This window comes from Streptomyces albiflavescens (assembly GCF_014645835.1).
Classification (GTDB): domain Bacteria; phylum Actinomycetota; class Actinomycetes; order Streptomycetales; family Streptomycetaceae; genus Streptomyces; species Streptomyces albiflavescens.
In genome coordinates, this window is sequence record NZ_BMMM01000004.1 from 405,914 (window position 1) to 429,491 (window position 23,578).

General features: G+C 68.5%; 22 protein-coding genes and 2 tRNA genes. 16 read left to right on the forward strand and 8 right to left on the reverse strand.

The window, feature by feature from the left end; all coding sequences use genetic code 11:
* Positions 1-78: 78 nt before the first annotated feature.
* Both IEY95_RS14185 and IEY95_RS14190 read left to right on the forward strand, forming a co-directional pair.
* Positions 79-1,095: a DNA-directed RNA polymerase subunit alpha gene (locus tag IEY95_RS14185; RefSeq protein ID WP_189186336.1), complete on the forward strand. Its 1,017-nt coding sequence runs from the start codon at positions 79-81 to the stop codon at positions 1,093-1,095.
* 322 nt (positions 1,096-1,417) lie between these two features.
* Positions 1,418-1,885, forward strand: a complete 468-nt coding sequence (locus IEY95_RS14190) for a DUF4240 domain-containing protein (protein ID WP_189186514.1) — start codon at positions 1,418-1,420, stop codon at positions 1,883-1,885.
* A 91-nt stretch (positions 1,886-1,976) separates the two neighbouring features.
* Here IEY95_RS14190 and IEY95_RS14195 read toward each other — a convergent pair whose 3' ends face one another.
* A complete protein-coding gene (locus tag IEY95_RS14195) occupies positions 1,977-2,435 on the reverse strand; it encodes a hypothetical protein (protein WP_189186337.1) in 459 nt (152 codons plus the stop codon).
* A 92-nt stretch (positions 2,436-2,527) separates the two neighbouring features.
* Here IEY95_RS14195 and IEY95_RS14205 point away from each other — a divergent pair, with 92 nt between their 5' ends.
* On the forward strand, positions 2,528-2,989 hold the full coding sequence (locus IEY95_RS14205; protein ID WP_268240464.1) for an XRE family transcriptional regulator: 462 nt from the start codon (positions 2,528-2,530) through the stop codon (positions 2,987-2,989).
* A gap of 322 nt (positions 2,990-3,311) precedes the next feature.
* On the opposite strand, the gene IEY95_RS14210 is transcribed toward IEY95_RS14205, so the two are convergent.
* Both IEY95_RS14210 and IEY95_RS14215 read right to left on the reverse strand, forming a co-directional pair.
* Positions 3,312-3,403: transfer RNA gene (locus IEY95_RS14210), tRNA-OTHER, on the reverse strand.
* 254 nt (positions 3,404-3,657) lie between these two features.
* Complete coding sequence (locus IEY95_RS14215) at positions 3,658-3,903, reverse strand: hypothetical protein (RefSeq protein WP_189186338.1); 246 nt, start codon at positions 3,901-3,903, stop codon at positions 3,658-3,660.
* Between the two features lie 364 nt (positions 3,904-4,267).
* On the opposite strand from IEY95_RS14215, the gene IEY95_RS14220 reads away from it, so the two are divergent.
* A complete protein-coding gene (locus IEY95_RS14220; protein ID WP_189186339.1) occupies positions 4,268-4,477 on the forward strand; it encodes a hypothetical protein in 210 nt (69 codons plus the stop codon).
* Between the two features lie 299 nt (positions 4,478-4,776).
* Here IEY95_RS14220 and IEY95_RS14225 read toward each other — a convergent pair whose 3' ends face one another.
* From IEY95_RS14225 to IEY95_RS14240, 4 genes are all read right to left on the reverse strand, one after another.
* Positions 4,777-5,574 carry a maleylpyruvate isomerase family mycothiol-dependent enzyme gene (locus IEY95_RS14225; protein ID WP_189186340.1) on the reverse strand — a complete coding sequence of 266 codons (798 nt, stop codon included), beginning with the start codon at positions 5,572-5,574 and terminating at the stop codon, positions 4,777-4,779.
* Between the two features lie 719 nt (positions 5,575-6,293).
* A tRNA-Arg gene (locus tag IEY95_RS14230) sits at positions 6,294-6,366 on the reverse strand.
* A gap of 139 nt (positions 6,367-6,505) precedes the next feature.
* Positions 6,506-6,697 carry a hypothetical protein gene (locus tag IEY95_RS14235; RefSeq protein ID WP_189186341.1) on the reverse strand — a complete coding sequence of 64 codons (192 nt, stop codon included), beginning with the start codon at positions 6,695-6,697 and terminating at the stop codon, positions 6,506-6,508.
* Positions 6,698-6,791: 94 nt separating this feature from the next.
* Positions 6,792-7,619 (reverse strand): IclR family transcriptional regulator, encoded by an 828-nt coding sequence (locus tag IEY95_RS14240; protein WP_189186342.1) that lies wholly within the window; start codon positions 7,617-7,619, stop codon positions 6,792-6,794.
* A 283-nt stretch (positions 7,620-7,902) separates the two neighbouring features.
* Here IEY95_RS14240 and IEY95_RS14245 point away from each other — a divergent pair, with 283 nt between their 5' ends.
* The 9 genes from IEY95_RS14245 (at position 7,903) to IEY95_RS14285 (ending at position 17,723) form a co-directional block, all read left to right on the forward strand.
* A complete protein-coding gene (locus tag IEY95_RS14245; RefSeq protein WP_189186343.1) occupies positions 7,903-9,108 on the forward strand; it encodes a CoA transferase in 1,206 nt (401 codons plus the stop codon).
* Positions 9,109-9,111: 3 nt separating this feature from the next.
* A complete protein-coding gene (locus IEY95_RS14250; RefSeq protein WP_189186344.1) occupies positions 9,112-10,329 on the forward strand; it encodes a CaiB/BaiF CoA transferase family protein in 1,218 nt (405 codons plus the stop codon).
* A 1-nt stretch (position 10,330) separates the two neighbouring features.
* Complete coding sequence (locus IEY95_RS14255) at positions 10,331-11,134, forward strand: enoyl-CoA hydratase/isomerase family protein (RefSeq protein ID WP_189186345.1); 804 nt, start codon at positions 10,331-10,333, stop codon at positions 11,132-11,134.
* 27 nt (positions 11,135-11,161) lie between these two features.
* Positions 11,162-11,614, forward strand: a complete 453-nt coding sequence (locus IEY95_RS14260; RefSeq protein ID WP_189186346.1) for a Zn-ribbon domain-containing OB-fold protein — start codon at positions 11,162-11,164, stop codon at positions 11,612-11,614.
* A complete protein-coding gene (locus IEY95_RS14265; RefSeq protein WP_189186347.1) occupies positions 11,611-12,753 on the forward strand; it encodes a thiolase family protein in 1,143 nt (380 codons plus the stop codon). Before IEY95_RS14260 ends, IEY95_RS14265 begins: the two co-directional genes overlap by 4 nt.
* A gap of 14 nt (positions 12,754-12,767) precedes the next feature.
* A complete protein-coding gene (locus IEY95_RS14270; protein WP_189186348.1) occupies positions 12,768-13,391 on the forward strand; it encodes an SDR family oxidoreductase in 624 nt (207 codons plus the stop codon).
* Between the two features lie 13 nt (positions 13,392-13,404).
* Positions 13,405-14,187 (forward strand): SDR family NAD(P)-dependent oxidoreductase, encoded by a 783-nt coding sequence (locus IEY95_RS14275; RefSeq protein ID WP_229702915.1) that lies wholly within the window; start codon positions 13,405-13,407, stop codon positions 14,185-14,187.
* Between the two features lie 510 nt (positions 14,188-14,697).
* The gene (locus tag IEY95_RS14280; protein WP_229702918.1) at positions 14,698-15,978 is read left to right on the forward strand and encodes an MFS transporter; all 1,281 of its coding nucleotides are present in this window, start codon (positions 14,698-14,700) and stop codon (positions 15,976-15,978) included.
* A gap of 293 nt (positions 15,979-16,271) precedes the next feature.
* On the forward strand, positions 16,272-17,723 hold the full coding sequence (locus IEY95_RS14285; protein ID WP_189186350.1) for an aldehyde dehydrogenase family protein: 1,452 nt from the start codon (positions 16,272-16,274) through the stop codon (positions 17,721-17,723).
* 199 nt (positions 17,724-17,922) lie between these two features.
* On the opposite strand, the gene IEY95_RS14290 is transcribed toward IEY95_RS14285, so the two are convergent.
* A complete protein-coding gene (locus IEY95_RS14290; protein ID WP_189186351.1) occupies positions 17,923-20,343 on the reverse strand; it encodes a SpoIIE family protein phosphatase in 2,421 nt (806 codons plus the stop codon).
* 664 nt (positions 20,344-21,007) lie between these two features.
* Here IEY95_RS14290 and IEY95_RS14295 point away from each other — a divergent pair.
* The 3 genes from IEY95_RS14295 to IEY95_RS48930 form a co-directional block, all read left to right on the forward strand.
* Positions 21,008-21,526, forward strand: coding sequence for a (2Fe-2S)-binding protein (locus IEY95_RS14295; protein ID WP_189186352.1), 519 nt, complete (start codon positions 21,008-21,010; stop codon positions 21,524-21,526).
* Between the two features lie 2 nt (positions 21,527-21,528).
* Complete coding sequence (locus IEY95_RS14300; RefSeq protein WP_189186353.1) at positions 21,529-22,518, forward strand: FAD binding domain-containing protein; 990 nt, start codon at positions 21,529-21,531, stop codon at positions 22,516-22,518.
* Positions 22,515-23,578, forward strand: a 1,064-nt coding sequence (locus tag IEY95_RS48930) for a xanthine dehydrogenase family protein molybdopterin-binding subunit (RefSeq protein ID WP_229702949.1), incomplete at its 3' end; no start/stop codon positions are given. The genes IEY95_RS14300 and IEY95_RS48930, both read left to right, overlap by 4 nt.

Genomic DNA, 23,578 nt, shown 5'->3' on the forward strand with positions numbered 1-23,578 from the left:
GGAGGCCGAACCGCCCGTACCCTTCGTCATGTCTACGGCGTCAAATAGCGGGCGCCAAACACCGAAAGGCAATACCTCGTGCTGATCGCTCAGCGTCCGTCCCTGACCGAAGAGGTCGTCGACGAGTTCCGCTCCCGGTTCGTGATCGAGCCGCTGGAGCCGGGCTTCGGCTACACCCTCGGCAACTCCCTCCGCCGTACGCTCCTGTCCTCGATCCCCGGCGCTGCTGTCACGTCCATCCGCATCGACGGCATCCTGCACGAGTTCACCACCGTGCCGGGCGTCAAGGAGGACGTCACCGACCAGATCCTCAACATCAAGCAACTGGTCGTCAGCAGTGAACAGGACGAGCCGGTCGTGATGTACCTGCGCAAGCAGGGCCCGGGTCTCGTCACCGCCGCCGACATCGCGCCCCCGGCCGGTGTCGAGGTCCACAACCCCGACCTCGTCCTCGCCACGCTCAACGGCAAGGGCAAGCTGGAGATGGAGCTGACCGTCGAGCGCGGCCGCGGCTACGTCTCCGCCGTTCAGAACAAGCAGATCGGTCAGGAGATCGGCCGCATCCCGGTCGACTCCATCTACTCGCCGGTGCTGAAGGTCACCTACAAGGTCGAGGCCACGCGTGTCGAGCAGCGCACCGACTTCGACAAGCTGATCGTCGACGTCGAGACCAAGCAGGCGATGCGTCCGCGTGACGCCATGGCCTCCGCCGGTAAGACCCTGGTCGAGCTGTTCGGTCTCGCCCGCGAGCTGAACATCGACGCCGAGGGCATCGACATGGGCCCGTCCCCCACGGACGCCGCCCTTGCCGCCGACCTGGCGCTGCCGATCGAGGAGCTGGAGCTCACCGTTCGGTCGTACAACTGCCTCAAGCGTGAGGGCGTCCACTCGGTGGGTGAGCTCCTGGCGCGCTCCGAGGCCGACCTGCTCGACATCCGTAACTTCGGTGCGAAGTCGATCGACGAGGTCAAGGCGAAGCTGGCCGGCATGGGCCTGGGCCTCAAGGACAGCCCGCCCGGATTCGACCCGACCGCCGCCGCCCTCGGTGCGGACCATGACGCGGACGCGGGTTTCATCGAGACCGAGCAGTACTGAACGCTGCGCCGGGTGGCGGGGGAGCCGGGAAGGTAGAGCAGCCGGCGATGCGCACTGCTCGATCGAACCCGGCCCCGAGCGCTCACCGGCGGAGATGCAGACGCCCGAGCCCTCCGAGCCTGACCAAGAGGGCGACGGCGGCCGTCATCTCTACCTTGTCTTGCCTTCTGTCCCCCCAGATGCGGCCGAGAACGCCGCCTGACGCGCTGTCCCCCGTCGGCAGGTCCGGCGGTCGTGCGGGGGTGCTGCCGTATGCCGCCGTCCGGGCTCGTTGATGTCAGCCGTGGATGTCAGACGGCTCTGGCATCCTGCGCCAGTGACAATGACATGGGCCTCCTTCTGGGCGCTGGTAGCCACCCTGAACGGCGAAGCCACGGAGGCGAGCTGCCGGCGCCTGGTCGAGGAGCTGAGCCGCCGTTCCGTCTCCGACATCATCGGCTTCGCGGAACGACATGCCGAGGCTCTCTATCGCCTGGACCAAGAGAAGTTCGGGATGCTTCCCGTTGCCGACATGACGGGCCCGAACGGCAGACTCTTCCCGCAGTCCGCCGACGGCTTCCTGTACGCCCGTTGCGCTGTCGTCGCCGCAGGACGAGCCGTATGGGAAGGCGTCTTCTTCGACGTCGACAAGTTCGCCCCGTACACCTCCACCGAGTGTGACGGGGAGTGGCTGCTGTACGTGCCGGATCAGGCGTACGAACTCGCTACCGGGAAGGAGTGGGACCGCTCGACCCGGTACTGCTTCGAGAGCTACTCCAACAGGGACGGTTGGCCGGGCCTGGGGCGCTGAGGTGGACCACTGCTCGGAACCTTGTATCTGCGCGACTGTGGCACGCGGTGAGCAATCAGCCCGGAACCCGGCAAGCTCAGCCGCCCGGTGCTCAACCGCCGTAGCGGCTGCGCAAATCGTCGGTGATTCGCGACATCAGCCCGATCGAGTCCTCCATTGGCGCTTCCACCAGCGGACGTTCTGTCTGGGGGTCGTAGGCGGTCAGCCCGGTCTCCTTCTCGATGATGGCCGCGAGGGCGGAGACCTGGCCGAGCACGACTGCGGCGTCGTCCCCCGCATGCCAGTAGGGCACGGTGATGCTCACCTCGTCACCGAAGACGGACAGGTCGATGCCGGTTCCCGAGTGGCTCAGGTCCCGCGACTCCTGCTCGTACTCCGTGATCTCCACTTCGCCCAGCAGGGTCCGGGCCTGCGGCATGATTCGGTCCCAGGCTTCAAGGATGTGGGTGGGGATCGGCTCGCTGTCTTCGGCTGCGTCCTCCATGGCCTCCAGGACCTCATCCCAGGACTGCCCGTCGCGTCGGTTCAGGAAGTAGATGTCGTAGCTCACCGCGCGATCGCAGGCACTCGCATACGGCGAGGGCAGGGCCGAGGCCGCTTGCCCGCGCTGACTTCGTCGGCGGATCGTCCGGGAGCAGCGAGATCCGCATCCTCTTCGCCTTCGATCCGGTGCGCCGGGCGGTATTGCTGGTGGCCCGTGACAAGGCCGGGAACTGGCAGAGCTGGTACGACATCAGCATTCCGCTTGCTGAGGAGCGGTACCGGACACATCTGGACGATCTTGAAACCAGGGAACGCAAGGCGCGCGAGCGGCGTGCGGCCGCTGGGCTGCCGGTGCGGTCGGCTCAGGAGAAGCAAGCAGCCATGGACCGGCTGACCGCTGAAGTGCGTGCTCACAAGCTCGCGGAGGTCAGGCGTGAACAGGCGCTGACTCAGCGCCAAGTGGCCGTGTCGATGGGGGTCTCGGCACCTCGGGTCTCCGCGATCGAGCACGGTGAGCTGGATCGCGCGGAGGTCGCGACTCTCCGGGCCTACGTGGAAGCGCTCGGCGGTCGGCTGCGCGTAGTCGCGGACTTCGGGGACGCCGAGTACACCGTCGCCTGAGACGCTTGCCGCCAGCGGTCGGGGAGTTGGGTCCGGCGGCGGTCAACGCTCTCGACGAACAGGAAGGCCCGGGTCTGTGACCTGGGTCTTTGCTGGTGACCCCGGTGTGGGGGCCCGGTGCGGCGTCGTTCGCCCTGGCGCGCTGGCTTCGGCGGGTGCGGGACATCGAGGCGACCCCGTCAGAGACCGAACGCGCCGACGAGTGGATCGCATCGTCCTGCCAGTGCCTCAGAGCGGTACCGCCCTGGTCCGCGGGATGGGACTGCCGTCGATTGATGGCGTCAGAACGGCCCGGACCATGATCGGTCCGGGCCGTTCTGCCTGGTGCCCCCGGCAGGATTCGAACCTGCGACACCCGCTTTAGGAGCGAGGTGAGGCGAGTGCGGCTCTGACCTGCGAAACAGCCACGTGGGCGGAGAGGGGCATCAGACACCTGCTGGCCCCGCCGTTCCCCGTGGCTCCCCGCTGGATCTGGCACGGATGTGGCACGGGGAGCTTCTGATCTTCCTCAACTCACGTTCACGGATCGGCGTCTGCGTCGGCACTCCACGCACCGCCTCCGAGCAGTGGGGGAGTCGACGTCATCTGTCGTCGTCTGTCGGCTTCGGTTGGCCTCGCACGGCCCAGGGGCGGCCCGGTGTGGGTGGGTGCTTCCGTACCAGCGACGGCTACATGGGACCGACTGTAAGGAACAGGATGGCTGCAACAGTCACGAAGAGGCTCATCGCTATGAGCAGCCAGCCGGCGATCGCGAGCGAGCGCAGCTGGGCAGGGGACGCAGGCATGGCCAGCTCGCCACCCGTCATCTTCTTGCGCCGAAGCCTGAAGGCGCTCGACGCTCCCCAAAAGCCAGCTAGAGCAACGATCAGGTAGCTGGTGCCCTGGTTGCCCTGCGTGGCAGCAAGGAAGATCACGACCTGCTCCTTGGAACGATCAGGACTGGTTTGCGTGATCAACTCACAGTGGACGCGAACTCGTCAAGGTTCTCCTGTCGGAGAGCGCAGACGCTGCGGCAGTCGGAGTCTTGATGAACGAGTCATGCCCCCCCGGGCTCGGATCCGGGAGCACCAGTTTGGAAGATCTCGTATGCGGATTCCGGCTGACCTGCGAGGCTGCTGACCTGCGGGAGAGCGGCTGTTTCGCTCCGGTTCCCCGTGGCTCCCCGCTCAGCACCAGTCGATCGGGCACGCATGGGGCACGACGGTTCGACGCTACCGAGGACACCGCGGCCTTTCGAGCCCATCTCGTCCGACCTCTGAGCCGCCTATGCTCGATCTCGTGATCAACTTGGAGGACGCACGGAAGGCCCGTATGCGGGAACGGCTGGCTGGCTTTGCCGCGCGCAGCGATGAGGAGTTGGACGACATCCTCGGGCATGTCAGGCACCGCATTGAGACTGCTCGGGAGGTGGGCGTGGACGTGCCTGAGGAACTGTTCGAGCGGGTGGAACGGCTGGGCGCCCGGCGTGGATGGCCACTAATGCGCTGATCCGAGCCCTGCCGCTGACCACAGGTTGGTTAAGCAGCTTTGGGTGGGAGCTGCCACAGGGCGAGAGATCACGGCCCCGTAGGGCTTCGGGCCGCCGGGTCTCAGGCCTGTGGCCTCATCCTTATCAGGTCGATCACGGGGGTCTGTCAACGTCGGCCAACGGCCCTTGCGCCTTGGTCGATCGTTCACTGAGGTCCGGCGCTGACCGCTGCGGTTCGTGCTTGTTGGTGTCAGCCGCTGGTGTCAGACGCCGCATGCAGTCTTGACAAGGCTTACTTCGCCGCTCTACAGCACCCGTCCTACTCCTCCGGGTCCCACGCGCGGAGCAGATCGAACAAACCTGCGTCTCCCTCGATCTGCAGGGAGTCCGCCGGGATACGGTCGTACACGAAGAGAACCAGCTCACTGGCCGTGCCGCGAACGGAGACGCCAGCCGCGTTCGGGCCCTCGTCGGCAGCGGCGACAGGCGTCGTGCCGGGCGCGGAGATACGGGTGGAGCGTGCGCCGTCGCCGTCGACCGTGAGGCGCCAGGAGTGGCCCTCGGTGGCGTGGAAGTCGAAGGCAGTGGGCTTGTGCGGCCAGGCACTCGTCGTTGCGACGCAGGTGGACAGGAACTCCTCGACACCGTCGAGTGCCACCTCATCCGGCAGCGGCTCCGGGGCACCCACAGTGACCTGGGCGTCGTAGGTGTGCACCGCGATCTGCTGGAGCTGGTGCCGGGCGACGGCGCCACAGGTCTGCGGCGACTGGGACGCACCCCACCACGTCCAGCAACCGCGATCCGGGCCGGCCTCCCGCAGTGCGTCCAGCAACTCCTGCGTCGACGCGGCCAACCAGGCCGGCACGGCCTCGCGCTCCCGAGGCGCAGCCGGGGCGCCCTCTGGTACGGACTTGGCCGGAGCAGGCCCTGCGGCGACGGTGGCGGCCCAGGCGCGGCGCCCCTCGCCGATGTGCTGCGCCAGATCGAACAGCGTCCACTCCGGGCAGGTCGGCACCTGCACGTCGAGGCTGGGCGCGGAGGCGACCGCGGCGCGGAAGGCGCTCGACCGTTCGTCGATCAGTCGCAACAGAACGGGGAACGTAAGTGTCGTTGTCACATGGAACTCTCTATCACCGTGTTCCGACAATCGGACAGTGATTTTCACAGCCGAGGCGGCGAGCGCGCGGCACGGGCCGGGCGCCCTCAGATGACGCCGTGTCCACATTCTGAAACGATCAGTGAGTCACGCAACGCCGCACCGGCAAGGCCTCATTAGCCGCTCTTACCGTGCCCAATTTGAGGTTTCCGATTGACTCGCGGGTCTGGCTCCGACAGGAACCACAACTGTCCCTGCTGCCATCCCGTCCGCCTTCGACCCACACACCGTGGAGCGGGCGTGGTTCAGGGCGTCAAGGTGGAGCGCGCCACTGTACGAACGACCTTGACGCCCTGGGCCGCGACTGCTCGGCTCTGCCTGGGTCGAAGTGGTCGGGATGGCAGCCTCCGACACTCGCCACGATGTGCCGGCACTCGCATACGTCGCCCCGTCCATCCCGGAGTCTGAGCGCCCCCGCCGGAGGCATGGTCTTGTCGTTGAGCGGCTGTGGCGTCCACGGGTCTCGACTCATGCCCTCGGGCTTACTCAGCGGGCGCGCGTCGGCGCAGCGCGCGCAGAGCGGGCCGAAGGCAGGAGCGCAGCGCGCAGCGGAGCCGGGTGCCTTGATGATCCGCAAGGAGCGGGGTGATGTGGACTCCTAGCGGACCTTGTGGCACGGTCGCGATCATGAGATAGGGCCAGTCCGGGAGGTGCACCCCCTGGACTGGCCCTTCATCGTGTGCCCCCGGCAGGATTCGAACCTGCGACACCCGCTTTAGGAGAGCGGTGCTCTATCCCCTGAGCTACGAAGGCCGGGCCTTGCGTAAAACGTGGCTGAAGAGTCTGAGCGACCATTCGCCTCGGTTGCGGCAAGGGTGGGGACCGTCACCTAGGTGGCGATCCCTGACAGGGTAGCGGATCGGGGTGGGGTAGGTGGGCTGAGGCTGTTGCCTCAGCCCGGTTCATGATCTGCGGGGTGTGCTGCCGCCGTCGCTGAGGTCGGTGGTCTCTGTGCCGGCGTCGGTGTAAGTCCGGCGTCGGTGTAAGTGGGGTCGTCCTTGTAGCGGGCGGCGCTGGTGGCGTTCTGGGCGAGGAGGAAGCCGAGGCCAGCGAGGCTCTGGGCTTCGGCGCCGAAGGCGATCATGCGCCGGTTCCACAGGGAGCGGTCGAACTGGGAGGAGCCCGGCCGTCGGCGCTCCTGCGTGGTTACCCGTATGGAACACGGCCCGCAACGGTACTCACTCTGTTTGTCGGCTGCTGCTGTTCCGATGTTGTTCGAAGACGCGGACCTCGTCGATGGTCCGCAGCGGAATCCTGTCCTGGGCGGCTCCCAGCTGCCGGGAGATCTCTGCCCCGGCGTGGGACATCGCGGCCACCACGAACGGCAGGCGGTCATGCGACAGCCGCCCCCTGGGGGCCGACACGTGGACGGCGGCAGTGACGGCACCGGCGGCGTCGACGATCGGCGTGGCCAGGCCGACGATTCCCTCGACGCTCTCGCCGTCGCTGACGCTGTACCCGCAAGCCCGCACCCGCTCGAACTCCTCCCGCAGGGCATCCCGGTTGACCAGGGTGTGCGGGGTGAACCGCTCGAGCTGGGACGCCTGGAGGACCCGCTGTTCCAGTTCCGGGTTGTACGCGGCCATCAGCTTGCCCACCGCTGAGCTGTGCAGGGGACGTGACCCTCCCAGCTTGATGACGACAGAGAGCGTCTGGCCCGCCTCGTGGCGGTCCGCGTACATGACGGTGTTGCCGCTGCGCACGGCGAGATAGGTGTTCTCGTTGATCTCCCCGCACAGGTCGGCCAGATACGGCCGGCTCACGTGCCGCAGGTCGACGCTGTCCACGATGGACAGTGCGAGGACCACGGAGCGCGGGCCGAGGGTATAGGTCCGCTGGCCCAGCAGGCTCACCGCGTCCAGCTCCACCAAGGCCTGCAGCAGGTCATGAGCGCTGCTCATGGGCAGCGACAGCCCGTCGCACAGACTCTTGAGCGTGCATCCCTCCGGGTGCTGGGCCAGGTATCCCAGGATGCTCAGCGCCCGATCGATGCGGGCCGGATTCATGGCATGTCCCCTCTGTCGATACGCGTCCATGAGATCACGCTCGCCATCATCCGAAGTTTCATTCGAGATTGCGATCCCACGGTCCGGACGGAGCCCTCTGGTCCTTGCCCGGCCAGCGGTCCTCTCTTCCGCTTCAGGGTATCGCCCGGCAGGCGATGTGGCTCTTGACGACGTTCAGGGGCCGACTTACGATCCGCTACGGAAATGCGTAGTGAACTTCGCAATCTCGAAGTGCTGCCCCTCTGGGAGCTGGGCGGCCCTGACTTTCGGCGGGATCATGACCATGACGGCACACCAATGCCCCACTCCGCTCGACGGCGTCAGAGTCATCGACCTGAGCACCCGGCTCGGTGCCTACGCGGGGCGGCTGTTCGCCGACCTGGGAGCTGACGTCATCCGGGTCGAGCCCCCGGGTGGCGTGCCCGAGCGCACCGTGCCCCCGCTCGTCGGCGGCGTCACCAGCCTCTCCTTCGCCTTCACCGAGGCCGGAAAGCGCAGCGTGGTGCTGGACCTGGACGATCCGGTGGATGCCGCGCGGCTGGAGGATCTGCTGGGCACGGCGCAGATGCTCCTCACCAGTGAGGGACCCGGCCGGCTGCGCGAGCTCGTCCTGCACCCGGACGACGTCACCGCCAGGCACCCCCGGCTGGTCCACCTGTCCATCAGCCCCTTCGGCCTCACCGGTCCCTGGGCCGACCGCCCGGCCGGCGACCTGACCCTCCTGGCGGCGGGCGGACTGCTCACCCTCGCCGGAGATCCCGACCTGGCGCCCGTGCGGGCCTGGGGCGAGCAGACGTCCGTGATCGCGGGCGTACACGGGGCCGCTGCGGCGCTGATGGCGCTGCTGGCTCTGGAGGACACCGAGCGCGGGCAGGTCGTGGACGTCTCGGCCCAGGAGGCGATCGCCCACTCCCTGGAGAACGCCGTGCAGTACTTCGACCTCGAGGGAGTCGTCCGGCACCGTGCCGGCGCCGGCCCTGCCGAGGCGGGAACCGGGCTGTTCGCGTGCGCCGACGGCTGGATCTATCTGGTCGGTGGACTGGGTGGGCTCCCGCTCGCCTGGGAGGCGATCAGCCAGTGGCTGGAGGACAACGGAGTCGAGGACGCCGAGCAGCTGCGCGAGCCCCGATGGCGGGAGCGGGACTGGCGCCGCGGCGAACAGGGGATCGCCGTCTTCAGGACCCTCTTCGAGCGCTTCGCCGCACAGCGGACCAAACAGGAGCTCTACGAGGACGGACAGCGCCGCGGCATCAGCATCGCCCCTGTCTCCACACCGCATGACCTGCTGTCCAACCCCCAGCTGACGGAGCGCGGCTTCTTCCGGAAGCTCGCCGTCGGCGATCGGACACTCGCCTTCCCCGGACCGCCCTACCGCTTCGCGGGACTCGACGTCGGCCCCGGCGAGGCCCCCGCGGAGCCGGGGCGCCACACCGAGGCCGTGCTGAATTCGCTGTCCGCGTCCGCGGCGGCCCAGGCCCCCAAGGAGTAGCCCATGTCATCCCCGCTGCCGCTGAAAGGGCTGCGCGTCGCCGACTTCACCTGGGTCGGGGCGGGACCCTTCTTCACCAAACCGCTCGCCGACCACGGCGCCGACGTCATCAAGATCGAGTCCCGCTCGCGCACCGACCCGATCCGCAACATGGCACCGTTCCGGGACGGCGTCCCCGGCCCCGACCGCAGTGGCTACTTCGCCAACCGCAACACCAGCAAGCGCTCCATCTGCCTGGACCTGAAGGACCCCCGAGGCCGGGACCTGGCACTCGAACTGATCGCTCAGAGCGATGTCGTGGCGAACAATTTCACGCCCGGCACCATGGACCGGCTCGGGCTCGGGTACGAGGACGTTCTGAAGGTCCGCCCGGACGTCATCTACCTCGAGATGCCGATGCAGGGCAACGCCGGGCCGCACCGCGCCTTCCGCGGCTACGGGCTGGCCATCGCGGCGGTCGGAGGCCTGCTGGGACTGACCGGGTACCCGGAGCGGCCTCCGGTGGGGACCGGGACCAACTACCCCGACCACGTCCCCAACCCCCTGCACGCCGCGGTGGCCGTGCTCGCCGCGCTGCGGCGCCGGCGGCGGACCGGCCAGGGGCAGTACATCGAGCTGTCCCAGCTGGAGTCCACGGTCAACGCCATCGGCCCCGCCTTGCTGGCCACCGCGGCCGGCATGAACACGGAGCGCTGCGCCAACGATGACGCCGTCGCGGCACCGCAGGGCGTCTACCCCTGCGCGGGAGACGACCGCTGGTGTGCGATCACTGTCGGCACCGACAGCCAGTGGGCGGCCTTCGTGCGTGTGCTCGGAAACCCGGCCTGGGCCGCGCGGCCCGAGTTCGCCACCGTGCAGGGGCGCCGCGGGGCCCGGCGGGAGCTGGACGGGCTCATCGCGGAGGTCACCGCCACCAGGCGAGCGGACGAGCTTGCGGACGAACTCACGTCCGCGGGTGTGCCGGCGGCCAAAGTGAGCGACGCGCACGAGGTGCTCCTGGACCCGCAGCTGAACGCCCGCGGGCACTGGCGCGTCCTCAAACACCCCGTCATGGGTCCGAGCGTGTACGACAACATCCCCTACCGGCTGTCGGCCACTCCCGGAGAACTGCGCGGCCCGGCACCCCTGCTGGGCGCCGACACGCGCGACGTCTGTGTGGGTCTGCTCGGCATGGATCCGGACGCATACCAACGCCTGGCAGAACAAGGAGTCGTGGGCTGACATGAGTATCGAGACCGAACGCGCCGGCAGGACACTGATCCTGCGCATCAACCGCCCGGAGGCGCTCAACGCGCTCGACGTCGACACGATGCGCGCCCTCAACGAGGCCCTGCGTGAGTTCCGGGACGACCCGGAACTCAGCGTGGGCATCATCACCGGTACGGGGAACCGTGCCTTCTGTGCCGGCGCGGATCTGAAGAAGACGCTCCCCCCGCAGTCCTCGTTCGCCAAGGCGTACTTCGCCCCCTATGAGCAGAGCATCGACGAGGGCCTGTATGTGCGCGCCATCACCCTCAGCGACCTGGCCATCGACAAACCGCTGATCGCCGCGGTGAATGGCCATGCCCTGGGCGCCGGGACCGAGATCGCGCTCGACTGCGACCTGCGGATCGCCAGCGAGAACGCCACCTTCGGTCTGCCCGAGCCACGCGTGGCCAGCGTCCCCGCCGTCGGCGGGGTGTCCAAACTGCTGAGGGCCATCCCCAGGGCCGTCGCCATGAAGATGATCCTCACCGGTGACCGCATCAACGCCGAAGAGGCCTACCGCGTCGGCCTCGTCAGCGACGTCGTCCCCGCCGAGGACCTCCTGACCCGCGCCCTGGAGATCGCCGACCGCATCGCGGCCAACGGCCCCCTCGCCATCAAGAGCCTCAAGACCCTCGCCATGCGCACCCAGGAGATGCCACTGAGCCAGTCGGTGGCCCTCGAACAGCTCCTGTGGGGTGTCCTGCGGGACACCGAGGACCGGGTGGAGGGCCGCACCGCCTTCGCCCAGGGACGCCCGCCCCAGTACCACGGCCGCTGAACAGCCCCACCCGAAAGGACGAGAACCATGCCCTCGCCGCAATCCCCGCCCGCCGGCGACCGTCAGGTGGGCGCAGACATCACCCACCAGCACGGCACACGGACGACCCTGACCATCACCGTCTGCCACGCATGCTCCGCCAGGTGGTTCCCGCCCCGTGAGGTGTGCTCGACATGTGCCTCCGACGACGTGGAGAACATCGAGAGCGAACCGCAGGGAGTGGTGTACGCCTCCACCGTCGTCAGGGTCGCCCCGCCCGGGTTCCAGGCCCCCTTCGTGCTGGCCTACATCGACATCAGCGGCGTGCGCGTCCTCGCCCACAGCCCGTCGTCCGACCAGGCCCTGACACCGGACACGCCGGTACGCCTGACAGTGGCCCCCATCGCGCGAACCGCCGAAGGACAGCTCGTCTCGTACGCCGTGGAACCGCTCGACGGCCGGGACGACACGACCACACCCACCACCGGAGAAACGCGATGAAGCCTGTATACGTCGCCGGCGCCGCCGTCCACCCGTTCGGCAAGCAGCCCGGCCTCAACGCGGCCGAACTTGGCTATCGAGCGGTCCGGCAACTGGTCGAGCAGACCGGAATCACCCCGGACGCCGTGGACGTGGGATACGGCGGCTCCTCCTACGGCGGCTCGCTGCTCACCCAGCGCGTGCTGCAGCGCGTCGGTGTGTCCGGCCCGCCCGTCTACACCGTCGAGAACGCCTGTGCCAGCGGCGCCTCGGCCGTGCACCTGGGCTGGCAGGCCGTGGCATCCGGCGCCGCCGACTGCGTCATCGCCTTCGGGGCCGAGAACCTTTCCTCCTTCGGCGGCGGAACGCTGCCCCTGACCACCAACGACATCGAGATCGAACAGGGCATGGTCATGCCCGCCGCCTACGCGATGCGCGCGCAGCGCTATCTGCACGATTTCGGGGCCACCGCGGACGACCTGACGGCCGTCTCCGTCAAGAACCGCCGCAACGGAGCCCAGAATCCGCGTGCGCACTTCCAGCGGGAGATCTCCCCACAGGACGTCGCGGACTCCAGGGCCATCGCCGACCCGTTGCGCCTGCTGCACTGCTGCCCCAACAGCGACGGCGCCGCGGCGGTGCTGCTGTGCTCCGAGGACTTCGCCCGGCAGCTCGACACTCCCCGCGTGCGGGTCCGGGGGAGTGTGGTCCGCTCCGGCACGTTCCACACCCAGTTCCGGGACATGACCTGGCCGGACATCACCGCGCGCACCGCCAAGGCCGCGTACGAGATGGCGGGCCTGGCCCCGGCCGACCTGGACCTGGTCGAACTCCACGACGCCTTCAGCATCGCGGAACTCCTGCACGCCGAGGCCCTGGGTATCGCGGAGCGCGGCAAGGCCCACCAGGCCGTCAGGAACGGCGAGTTCGACCGCGACGGCCGCGTCGCCGTCAGCCCCAGCGGTGGTCTCATATCGCGCGGTCATCCCGTTGGCGCCACCGGCGCCACCCAGATCTGCGAGGCCTACTGGCAGCTCACCGGCCAGGCCGGCCCCCTGCAGGTCCCGGGGGCATCCGTCGCGCTGACCCACGTCACCGGTGGCGGCATCTTCGGTGTCGACAACGGGGCGTGCGCGATGCACATCCTGACCGCCGACTGACAAGGAATCCGCTCATGCCCGACACCGCCACCCGAAGCGTCCTCGTTCTCGACCCTGCCGGGTCCGCCACCGCGCAGGCGATCGGCAGCCACCTCGGTTCCACCGGCTACGGCGTCGATACCGCCGCCGAGGTTCCCACGGACCCGAGCGGCCCCCTCGACGCCGTCGTCTTCGAGCCCGGTCTGCTCGACGGTGCCCCCACCCGGAACGCGGCCGACCAACTGCTCACCGCCGTGGAGCGGCTGCGCCCGCACCTGCGCGCACAGCAGGAGGGCGGGTCCCGCATCGTCGTCCTCACCAGCCGGGACGGACTGGGCTGGCCCAGCCGACCGGCCCTGGCAGCCGAGAGCGGTGCCCTGGTGTCCGCCGCGCGCAGCCTGGCACTGCAGCTGGGCCGCACCGGAACGACGGTGAACGTCGTCGCCGCTCTGCCCCCCGAGGGCAGCCCGCTGCGCGCCGAAGGCCGGCCCGAGAACACTCACCTGTACGAACCCGAGGCGCTGACGCCCACCCCGGTCACGAGGCAGGACATCGCCGACACCGTGGCCTTCTTCCTCGACGCCCGCAGCGGCTACGTCACCGGCCAGGTCCTGTACTGCTGCGGCGGCGCGAGCCTGCTGTCGAGCATGTCCGTCTGAACCGGGGGCGACCATGAACACCGACCAAGGACATCTGATGGATCTCGACGCACAAGTCGCCGTCGTCACCGGCGCGGGCAGCGGCATCGGCCTGGCCGTCGCACGCGAGTTCGCCACCGCCGGGGCGAAAGTGGTCATCGCCGACATCGACGCCGAGCGCGCGCGCATGGCCGCCCAGCAGATCGCCGACACCGGCGCCACGGCGGTGGGACTGCCGGTCGACGTGGCCTCACGCGAGGCCGTGACGAAGCTGTTCGCCACGGTGGAGGAACAGCTCGGCCCGGTCGACATCCTTGTGAACAACGCGGGCATCAGCATCGACCGAGGCGTCCGCGGGATCACCGACGAGGAGTGGAAGCGCACCCAGGACATCAACCTGAACGGGGTCTTCCTGTGCAGTCAGACGGCTGCCCGTTCCATGATCCCTCGGCGGTCGGGGCGCATCATCAACGTGTCGTCCCGCGCCTGGCTCGGCTGGTTCGGCCAGCTTTCCTACGCCGCCTCCAAGGGAGGTGTCGTCTCCGCCACCCGGTCGCTCGCGATCGAACTCGCGAAGTACGGCATCACTGTCAACTGCCTGGCACCAGGGCTGATCGACACCCCCCTGCTGCGCCGCGAGCCCCAGGAGGTCATGGAGCGACTGCTGACCGCTCAGCCCATGGGCACCATCGGTGCACCGGCCGACGTCGGCTGGGCCGCTCACTACTTCGCCTCACCGGCGAGCCGCTCGGTGACCGGTCAGGTGCTCTACGTCTGCGGTGGCAAGAGCCTCTACGCCCAGCCGGCACGCGGCTGAGGCATGGGGTCCGGGCACCGGCTCCGGCGTGGTCCGCTGGTCGACCTCGCCGGGGCCGACCCCGGCATTTCTCGAATAAGGATCCGCAAATGCGGCGTAGAGTTTGTCATGCCCACACCATTATTCCAAATCACCAGCCTGAGGCAACAGTCCTTGACGCTCCTCGGGGGGCAACCTACTCTCCTTTCGAAGTGAACTTCGGATTCACGAAGTGCGCCTGAATAGGGCCGGCTCCGAATATCCAGACCTCGGCTCCGATGCCCCTGACGAAGATGCGCTGCCGAGCGTCCCCCGCGGGGGGCGCCAACGACCGCCGCGATCCCACCCCGTCCCACCCCGTCCCACGGCGTTCACCCCTCCGCTCGCACGCAGTCTCGACGACCCCGCACGTACAAGCGCCCGCTCAGCATGGAGGCTGACCCATGAAACAGCGCTGGTTGACATCCAAGACCGATCGTCCGGAGGTGCGGAATGCTTGACGCCAACCGCGCCCGACAGACTCGCGCAGTCGTGGCGAGCACCGTCGGCACCACCATCGAGTGGTACGACTTCTTCATCTACGGCACCGCCGCCGCGCTCGTCTTCCCCAGCGTGTTCTTCCCCGAAGCCTCGAACTTCCTGGGAGTGCTGGCCTCGTTCGGAACCATGTTCGTGGGCTTCATCGCCCGTCCGATCGGCGGCATCCTGTTCGGCCACTACGGAGACCGGGTCGGACGCAAGTCGACGCTGGTGATCACGCTGCTGATGATGGGCGCCGCGACGGTCCTGATCGGTCTGCTTCCCGGCTACCGGAGCATCGGGGTCGCTGCACCGATTCTGCTGATCGTGCTGCGCATGCTGCAGGGCATCGCCGTCGGCGGCGAATGGGCGGGCTCGGTCCTCATGTCCATGGAGGGTGCCAAGCCCAGCCGCCGGGGCCTGATGGCCTCCTGGCCGCAGATGGGTGTTCCGCTCGGCGTCCTGCTGTCGCTGGCAGCCGTGAAGAGCTCTGCCGGCGCCACCGGGAACGAATTCCTCACCTGGGGATGGCGTCTCCCCTTCCTGGCCAGTGCCCTGCTCATCGCCATCGGCCTGTACGTGCGGCTGAAGGTCGAGGAGAGCCCGGAATTCCAGGAGGTGAAGAACCAGGAGAAGGTCGCGCGCATGCCGGTGTGGGAGGCGCTCCGCACGCATCCCCGCCTGGTTTTCGCCACCGCACTGGTCCGCATGGGACAGCAGGCGCCCTACTACCTGTTCACCACCTTCCTGCTCAGCTACGGCACCGAGCACCTGGGCATGGCACGGGATGATCTGCTGAACGCCACCATCGCCGCTTCTTCCCTCGGCCTGATCACGGTGCCGCTGTCGGGGTACCTCTCCGACCTTTTCGGGCGACGCAAGGTCTACCTGGTCGGACTGGTCGGCATGGGGCTGTTCGCGCTGCCCTACTACAGCATGGTCAACACAGGCCAGGCCGGGCTCGTCATCGGGGCGACCGTGCTCGGCGTGTTCCTGCACGACCTGCAGTACGGTCCGCAGGCGGCGCTCATCTCCGAAGGCTTCGGGGCCAGGGTGCGCTACAGCGGCGCCAGCCTGGGCTACCAGCTCGGTTCCGTGATCGCCGGCGGGCCCGCGCCTCTGATCGCCGCGTACCTGCTGCAGCGCACGGGCAGCAGCACAGCGATCAGCTTCTACATCATCGGGTGTGTGCTGCTGTCCCTGATCGCGCTGGCGCTGATTCCGCGTACCAGGGAAGTGCCGTCGTCGGCCGACGGCAGGCAGATCGCCGATACCGCCGAAGCAGTGCTCTGATGGAGTTCCGGTGGCCGAGGGACCGGCCACCGGAACGAAGCTCGCGTGGCTGTCGTCGGCAGACCGCCCTTCCATCGCCGCCACGAACAGCCCGCCACGAACAGCCCGCCACGAACAGCCCGCCACGAACAGCCCTGACAAGCCGCCCCCACGAACAGCCGTCACGACGCGGCCCGCTGCGACAGAACTCGCCCTCGCCGGTCGGATGCACGTCCATTGGCTGTTCGGCTGAAACAGCCATTGGCCCCGACCCCCGACAGGCAGGGCGGTCGTCTCATCACAGGAGGATTTCCATGAAACCGTTGACCGCGGTAATCGGCGCAGAGCGCGCTGCCGGGCAGGGAGTGTTCGACGTTCTCGACCCATCGACAGGGGAACTGCTCGCCCAGGTCGCCCGGTGCGGCGCAGAAGAAGTGGATCACGCGGTGTCGGCGGCACGCGACACCTTTGAATCCACCTGGCGTCACACCACGGCGGAACACCGCTCGAAGCTCATACGGCGCCTGGCGGAAATCGTCCGCCGGGAGCGGGAGGCACTCGCCGACCTGGAGAGCCACGACACCGGAAAGCCCATCAGCCAAGCACGCGCGGACGCCGACGTGGCGGCGCGTTACCTGGACTTCTACGCCAGTGCCGTCGAGACCTTCCACGGCGAGTCCCTTCCGGACCTCGCCGATGGCTTGGTTGCCAGCACCCGGCTCGAACCGCTGGGCGTGACGGGGCACATTCTTCCCTGGAACTACCCCCTGCAAATGGTGGCGCGTTCGATCGCTCCCGCGCTCGCGGTCGGCAACTGCTCGGTGGTCAAGCCGGCCGAGGAGGCGCCGCTGAGCATTCTTCGTCTGGCCGAGCTCGCGCTCGAGGCGGGCCTGCCGCCGGGTGCACTCAACGTCGTACCGGGCTACGGAGCCGAAGCCGGAGCCGCGCTCGCCGGCCACACCGGGGTCGACCACATCTCCTTCACCGGCTCGGTCGAGGTCGGGACCCTGGTGGCGAAGGCCGCCGCGGACAACGTCGTCCCCGTGCTCATGGAGCTCGGCGGCAAGTCCCCGAACATCGTCTTCCCCGACGCCGACCTGGATCGCGTGCTGCCGGTCATCACCAAGGCGCTGCTGCAGAACGCGGGCCAGACCTGTTCGGCGGGCGCACGCCTCCTGGTTCACCAGGACATCCATGAGGCAGTGGTGACCCAGCTCGTCGAACGACTTCGGGGGATCCGCATCGGAGCCGGGTTCACCGATCCCGATCTCGGTCCGCTGATCTCGGCTGCCCAGCTCGACCGGGTGAGCGGCATGGTGGAGGAGGCCGCGGAGTACACCAAGGTCGTGCACGGCGGTACCCGCCACGTCAGCCCGGACCACCCCGGCGGCTTCTACTTCCCCCCGACCGTCTTCGACGAGGTCGACCCCGGCAGCCGCATCGCTCAGGAAGAGGTCTTCGGCCCCGTCGTCGCTGTGACCCCTTTCCGCGACGTCACGGAGGCGGTCGAATTCACCAACGGCACCGAGTACGGACTGATAGCCGGCGTGTGGACACAGAACCTCGACGTCGCCCACCACATGGCCAGGGAGATCCGAGCCGGGCAGGTCTACCTCAACGCCTATGGCGCCGGTGGCGGGGTGGAGCTTCCTTTCGGCGGCTACAAGAAGTCCGGTTACGGCCGCGAGAAGGGTGTCGAGGCACTTCGCTCCTACAGCCAGACCAAGACCGTCGTACTGAAGATCGGCCAGGTACAGGGTCAGTAGTACTGCAACCGTGCTGTAGGCGCCGGCGACCCAGGAGCACTCGTCCTTGCTTCTTGCCGGGCGGGAAGTGGGCGCCGCCGACCACGACGCGGGTGCGGCGGAAGGTCGACTCGGCGTGGGTCCGAGAGCGCGTTGAGCGTCGCTTTCAAGCGGGTCACGGGAATGTCGCCGCGTGACTGCCGCAGGCAGGGTGACCTGCTCACTCCAGGCGCTCGGGAATGGTCTGCTCGACCCAGACGGTCTTGCCGTCCTCGGTGTAGCGGGTTCCCCACCGTCCGGAGCACCGCGCGACGAGGAGCAGTCCCCGGCCGCCCTCGTCGGTGGTACGGGCGTGGCGCAACCGTGGAGAGGTGCTGCTGCCGTCGGAAACCTCGCACGTCAGAACATGGCTGCGGATGAGTCGCAGCCGCACAGGAGGCCTGGCGTAGCGGATGGCGTTGGTGACGAGTTCACTGGCTATCAGTTCGGTGGTGAACGTCGCTTCGTCCATGTCCCACGCTGTGAGCTGCCGGGTGACGAGCGAGCGGGCCGTTGAGACCTCGGACGGATCGCTCGGCAGATCCCACGACACCACCCGCTCCGGACCCAGCGTGTGGGTCCGGGCGACCTGAATGGCGGCGTCTTCCCGGAGCGGGTACGGGATCAGCGCTTGGGTCACCATGCGGCAGGCCTGGCGCGCGGAGCCGGAAAACCCGGACAGGAGGTCGGCCAAGCGCTCGCGGCCACGGTCTTCGGGCTCTTCTTGGAAGAGGCCTGGCGTGTACAGGGCGAGCATCGAGTCCTCGGGAAGGTCGATGTCGACCTTCCCGAACGGCTCGCCGGCGCAGGAAAGGGCGGCGCCGGCCGGCGCCTCCAGGATTGCCACCGTGCCATCAGGGCGCACGACCACGGGCGCGGGGTGACCAGCACTGGAGAGGGAGCAGCGCCGGGACACGGGATCGTAGATCAGGTAGAGGCACGTCGCGCCGGCCTCGTTTTCGTCCGCGGACTTCCGGGCCTCCTGCATCGGCCATGGCCGGCCGTCCCCCTGTGCGGGCCCGTTGTACCCGTTGAGCCGGCGCACCAGGTCGTCCAGCCGGGCGAGCAGTTCATCCGGTTCCAGGTCCAGGTCCGACAGCGTGTGCACTGCGGCGCGGAGCCGCCCTGCGGCCGCGGCGGTCTGTACGCCGTGGCCGGGCACACGGCCGGCCACGAGGGCCACCCGGGCCCCGGAGAGGGGCACGGCGTCGACCCAGTCGCCGCCGGAGCCCGCGTGCACGTACTCGTGCGCCACTTCCAGGGCGTGGTCAGGGGGGAGTCCGCCCGGACGCAGGGCGTGCCGCAGCGCGATCACGGAATTGCCCTCGCGCAGGTATCGGCGGGCGTTGTCCAGGCATGCAGCGGTGCGCAGGGCGAGTTCTCCGGCCAGCGTCAGATCGTCACGTTCGAAAGGCCTGCGCTCCCCCCAGCGGCAGAACGTGGCGAGCCCGAGAGCCCGGTGCTGGGCGACCAGCGGTACGAGCATCAGCGAGTGGACCTCTTCCCTGTCCGCCCGCAAGCCCTGCAACGCTCGCTGTCCGACGGAACTCAGCGGATCGACCATGCGCGGCTCAAGGTCGGTGAGGGCCTCGGCAGCGGCCACCGGCGGCAGCGCGTCTTGTTGGTTGCCGGCCGCCAAGGGCTCCGGGTCGTCTCGGGACCGGCATGCCGCCCGACGCAGTACGGTGTCGCGTTGCACGGGACCGGGCTCCAGATCCTCTCCCGCGAGTACCGGCTCCACCACCTCCACGGCCATGCTGTCGGCCAGCCCCGGCACGGATACCTCTGCCAGGCCCCGGACGGTGTCGAGTACATCGAGGGTGGATCCGATGCGTGTGCCGGCCTGTGCGAGCACCTTCAGCCGCTCCTGCGCCAGATGGCGGTCGGTGACATCGACCGTGGCGTCGGCGATACCCAGGATTCGGCCGTGATCGTCCTGCAGGCGGAACACGTTGGCTGAATAAACATGATCATGATCAGGATCTCCCGGGGGGCGCATGTACTTCTCTATGCCGATCACCGGTTTCCCCGTGGCGAGCACTTGTTCCATGACGCGCTCCACCGTTTCCGCGGGGAAACCCGGCCACACCTCTGTCGGGCGTTTGCCGACGGCCTCTTCGACCGAGGAACCCTGCATGCCTTCGCCTGCGGGGTTGAACCGGATGAGCCGCAGGCTGGGATCGAGGAGGAACAGACCTACGGGAGAGACAGTGAAGAGGGTTTCCAGGAGGGCCTGGTTGAGTGCCGCCGTCGGGCTTCCCTGCTCGGCGGGGGTGAGTGTCACCGCCCACCGCATCCCCGCCTCATCCCTGCGCTCGGGACGGACGGTCAGTCGGCAGGCCAGGAAGGCGCCGTCCTGGCGCCGCAGTGGAACGGCGACGTTGTCGATGGCAGCGCGCGAGTGCGGAGTGGGATCAGCACCGGCCAGCAGGTCCCATGCCGGGCGCCCCAGCATTGCCTGCGCCGGGTAGCCCAGCAGCCCTTCGGCCTCCTGGCTCCACCCGACCACCGTGCCCCGCTGGTCAATAAGGATGTGGGCCTGGTTCTCCGCCGTGACTCCATCGTGGGGGCCACTGCGCTCGGTGGCGTGAGACGCACCCATAGTCATCAGCTTTCACTTGCCTCAGAACTCGGTACGCACTCAGTGTCCTCCGACGTCCCGGGGCGCGCGCACGGCATTCGGAGCCACCTGCTGGTCGTGGACTCGTTGAGCTGCTCAACCAGGTTCGAAGAGTGCGGTTCCGCACCGTCGCCAGGAAGTGCTCAGGCATCGTCGAGCAGGCGCTCCACCAACAGGTTACGGCTCCCACGGCGCCACAGGTTCATCCGTCGCGACCCGCGGATGAGGGCCAAAGATTTTGAGAGTCGGACATAGTGTTGGACATGGTGTCCGATGCCCCTCTATGGTCATGGCGGACGTCGTCCTGAGCGTCTGTCACCGATCAAGAGAGCAGAACTTTTCATCCGGGTGCGGCCGGCGTAGTGCCCTGAAAGTCGTGCATGCCCGGCGACGCCAGGGCCTCCGTGGGTTCAAGCAGAGGTTGTTCTTCATGAGGTTCTTCATGAGCAGAGGGTCACGGACCGTGAGACGACTCCCTCAGCAAGACGGTGAACCTACAAGGGAGCGGCGACCGCCGCTCTCCGGCAGACCCCGCGAGCGCGTGCGCCGGGCAGGACACGGCAGCCCGGGATCAGGCCGGCCAGTACCGAAACATTCCCCTTCTTCCCATGTCGACGATGTCTCCCGGATTCGGAATTGAGGCGCCATGAAGCACGTAGAGACCGAGGCACGCCCATCCGGCCAGTCACCTCCCGAGCCGCCGCAGGTCGACATCACACTCAAGGTCAACGGCACCGAACACGCCATCCAGGTCGACGCACGGGTCACGCTCCTCGACGCGCTGCGTGACCACCTCGGCCTCACCGGGGCGAAGAAGGGCTGCGACCAAGGCGCGTGCGGCGCCTGCACCGTCATGGTCGACGGCAGGCGAGTGGTGTCGTGCCTCGGCCTGGCCGCCCAGTACCAGGGCCGGGAGATCACCACGATCGAGGGGCTGTCCGCCGACGGCGAGCTGCACCCGATGCAGGCCGCCTTCGCACGGCACGACGCGTTCCAGTGCGGCTACTGCACGCCGGGACAGATCATGTCCGCGGTCTGCCTCATCGCGGAAGGGCGCGCGGACACCGACGAGGACATCTGCGAGTTCATGAGCGGCAACATCTGCCGCTGTGGCGCCTACCCCAACATCCGAGCGGCGATCCGCGAAGTCAAAGGGGCCAGTTGATCATGCACCCCTTCGAATACACCCTGGCCGGCGACGCTGATCAAGCGGTGGCCGTGGCCACCGCCGATCCGCACACGTCGTTCCTCGCCGGCGGGACCACGCAGCTGGACCTGATGAAGGACGGGGTCCTGCACCCCGCGCGGCTGCTCGACATCACCCGTCTCCCCCTCAAGGGAATCACGCACACCGACGCGGCGATCAGGGTCGGCGCCCTGACCACGATGGAGGAGCTCGCCGCGGACCCCCTGGTTCGCGAACGCCTCCCGTTCGTGCGGGAAGCCCTGCTGCTCGGGGCGTCGACCCAGCTGCGCAACATGGCCACCATCGGCGGCAATCTGCTGCAGCGGGCCCGCTGCCGCTATTTCCGGGACCCCACCGTCCCGGCCTGCAACAAGCGCAACCCCGGATCCGGGTGCGCCGCCATCACCGGCATCCACCGTATGCACGCCATCCTCGGCACCAGCGACCACTGCATCGCCCTGCACGCCTCCGACGTCGCCGTCCCGCTGGCAGCCCTGGACGCGGTCGTCCACACCCAGGGCGCCGACGGCACGCGGGCCATCCCGCTGACCGAGTTCTACCTGCCGCCGGCCGAGACACCGCACGTCGAGAACGTGCTCCAGCACGGTGAGCTGATCACGGCGATCGAGATCCCGCTCCTTCCTTCGGCGGCGCGGTCGCACTACATCAAGGTCCGCGACCGCGTCTCCTACGAGTTCGCCCTGACATCGGCCGGCGTGGCACTCGTGATCGAGGACGGGCTCATCCAGGAGGCCCGCGTCGCACTCGGCGGCGTAGGGACCCTTCCGTGGCGTGCCTGGGACGCGGAGGACGTCCTGCGCGGCTCACGCGCGGACACCGAGGTGTTCCGCTCGGCGGCCGAGGCAGCCCTGGAAGGCGCCCGGCCCCTGCCCGGGACCGCCTTCAAGGTCGACCTGGCCAAGCGCACCCTCGTGCGCACTCTCGAGACCGTGGCAGGAGCGCAGTCATGACGACTCTCGAAACCGGCAGGATCGTCGGTGCGGGCATCGACCGCGTGGACGCCCCGCTGAAGGTGACCGGATCGGCCCAGTACCCCAACGATTTCTTTGTTCCCGGCATGGTCCACGCCGCCCTGGTGGGAAGCACCATCGCCGCCGGACGCATCGTCGGCATCGACACCTCGCGGGCCGAGGAGGCACCGGGGGTCCTGACCGTCGTCACGCATCTGACCGCGCCCAGGCTGGAGCGGGGCCCGATGACGCTGCTCGGCGGATCGCCGCCCGCCCCGATGCAGGACGACCGCATCCTCCACTACGGCCAGCACATCGCGATCGTCGTCGCCGAGACCGCCGAGCAGGCCAGGCACGCCGCACGGTTGGTGCGTGTCGAGTACGAGGCGGGCAAGGCGGTGCTCGACGTGGACGACCCCCGGGCCGCGATCGTCGAGAACCCATGGGGGCTGGACACCGAGCGCGGAGACGTCGCGGCCGGATTCAGCCGGGCGGACGTCGTCGTCGAGGACACGTACACCACCCCGGACAACACCAACAACCCGCTGGGCCTCATGGCCACACTCGCCTCATGGCACGGTGACTCGCTCACGGTCCACGACTCCACTCAGTGGCCGCACAACGTCAGGACCTCGCTCGCCACGATCTTCAAGGTTCCCGAGAGCGGCGTCCGCGTCCTCGCGCCGTTCGTCGGCGGCGGCTTCGGCGCTGGTCTGCGGGTGTGGTCGCACGTCATCCTCACCGTGCTCGCGGCCCGACAGGTCAGGCGCCCGGTCAAGTTGGTGCTCACCCGCCCGGAGATGTTCACCTCGGTGGGCCACCGTCCCAACAGCGTGCAGCAGATCAAGATCGGCGCCACCCGTGACGGAGACCTCGTCGCCATCGAACACCACGGCATGTCGTCGGTGGCCATGGAGGACGACGACTACGAACCGGTGTCGTTCGGCTCGGCCGTCGCCTACGCCTGCCCCAATGTGCTGACACGGGACAGGCAGGCCCGGCTGAACATCCCCTGTCCGGGTTCCATGCGCGCGCCGGCCGAGGGCCAGGGCAGCTTCGC

Excerpts from the sequence above, each read along its gene's own strand:
- IEY95_RS14260 (WP_189186346.1), top strand. The coding sequence starts at position 11,162 with ATGCCCTCGCCGCAATCCCCGCCCGCCGGCGACCGTCAGGTGGGCGCA.
- IEY95_RS14300 (WP_189186353.1), top strand. The coding sequence starts at position 21,529 with ATGCACCCCTTCGAATACACCCTGGCCGGCGACGCTGATCAAGCGGTG.
- IEY95_RS14285 (WP_189186350.1), top strand. The coding sequence starts at position 16,272 with ATGAAACCGTTGACCGCGGTAATCGGCGCAGAGCGCGCTGCCGGGCAG.
- IEY95_RS14245 (WP_189186343.1), top strand. The coding sequence starts at position 7,903 with ATGACGGCACACCAATGCCCCACTCCGCTCGACGGCGTCAGAGTCATC.
- IEY95_RS14275 (WP_229702915.1), top strand. The coding sequence starts at position 13,405 with ATGAACACCGACCAAGGACATCTGATGGATCTCGACGCACAAGTCGCC.
- IEY95_RS14290 (WP_189186351.1), bottom strand. The coding sequence starts at position 20,343 with ATGGGTGCGTCTCACGCCACCGAGCGCAGTGGCCCCCACGATGGAGTC.
- IEY95_RS14235 (WP_189186341.1), bottom strand. The coding sequence starts at position 6,697 with ATGATCGCCTTCGGCGCCGAAGCCCAGAGCCTCGCTGGCCTCGGCTTC.
- IEY95_RS14255 (WP_189186345.1), top strand. The coding sequence starts at position 10,331 with ATGAGTATCGAGACCGAACGCGCCGGCAGGACACTGATCCTGCGCATC.
- IEY95_RS14250 (WP_189186344.1), top strand. The coding sequence starts at position 9,112 with ATGTCATCCCCGCTGCCGCTGAAAGGGCTGCGCGTCGCCGACTTCACC.
- IEY95_RS14270 (WP_189186348.1), top strand. The coding sequence starts at position 12,768 with ATGCCCGACACCGCCACCCGAAGCGTCCTCGTTCTCGACCCTGCCGGG.
- IEY95_RS14240 (WP_189186342.1), bottom strand. The coding sequence starts at position 7,619 with ATGAATCCGGCCCGCATCGATCGGGCGCTGAGCATCCTGGGATACCTG.
- IEY95_RS14265 (WP_189186347.1), top strand. The coding sequence starts at position 11,611 with ATGAAGCCTGTATACGTCGCCGGCGCCGCCGTCCACCCGTTCGGCAAG.
- IEY95_RS14190 (WP_189186514.1), top strand. The coding sequence starts at position 1,418 with ATGACATGGGCCTCCTTCTGGGCGCTGGTAGCCACCCTGAACGGCGAA.
- IEY95_RS14295 (WP_189186352.1), top strand. The coding sequence starts at position 21,008 with ATGAAGCACGTAGAGACCGAGGCACGCCCATCCGGCCAGTCACCTCCC.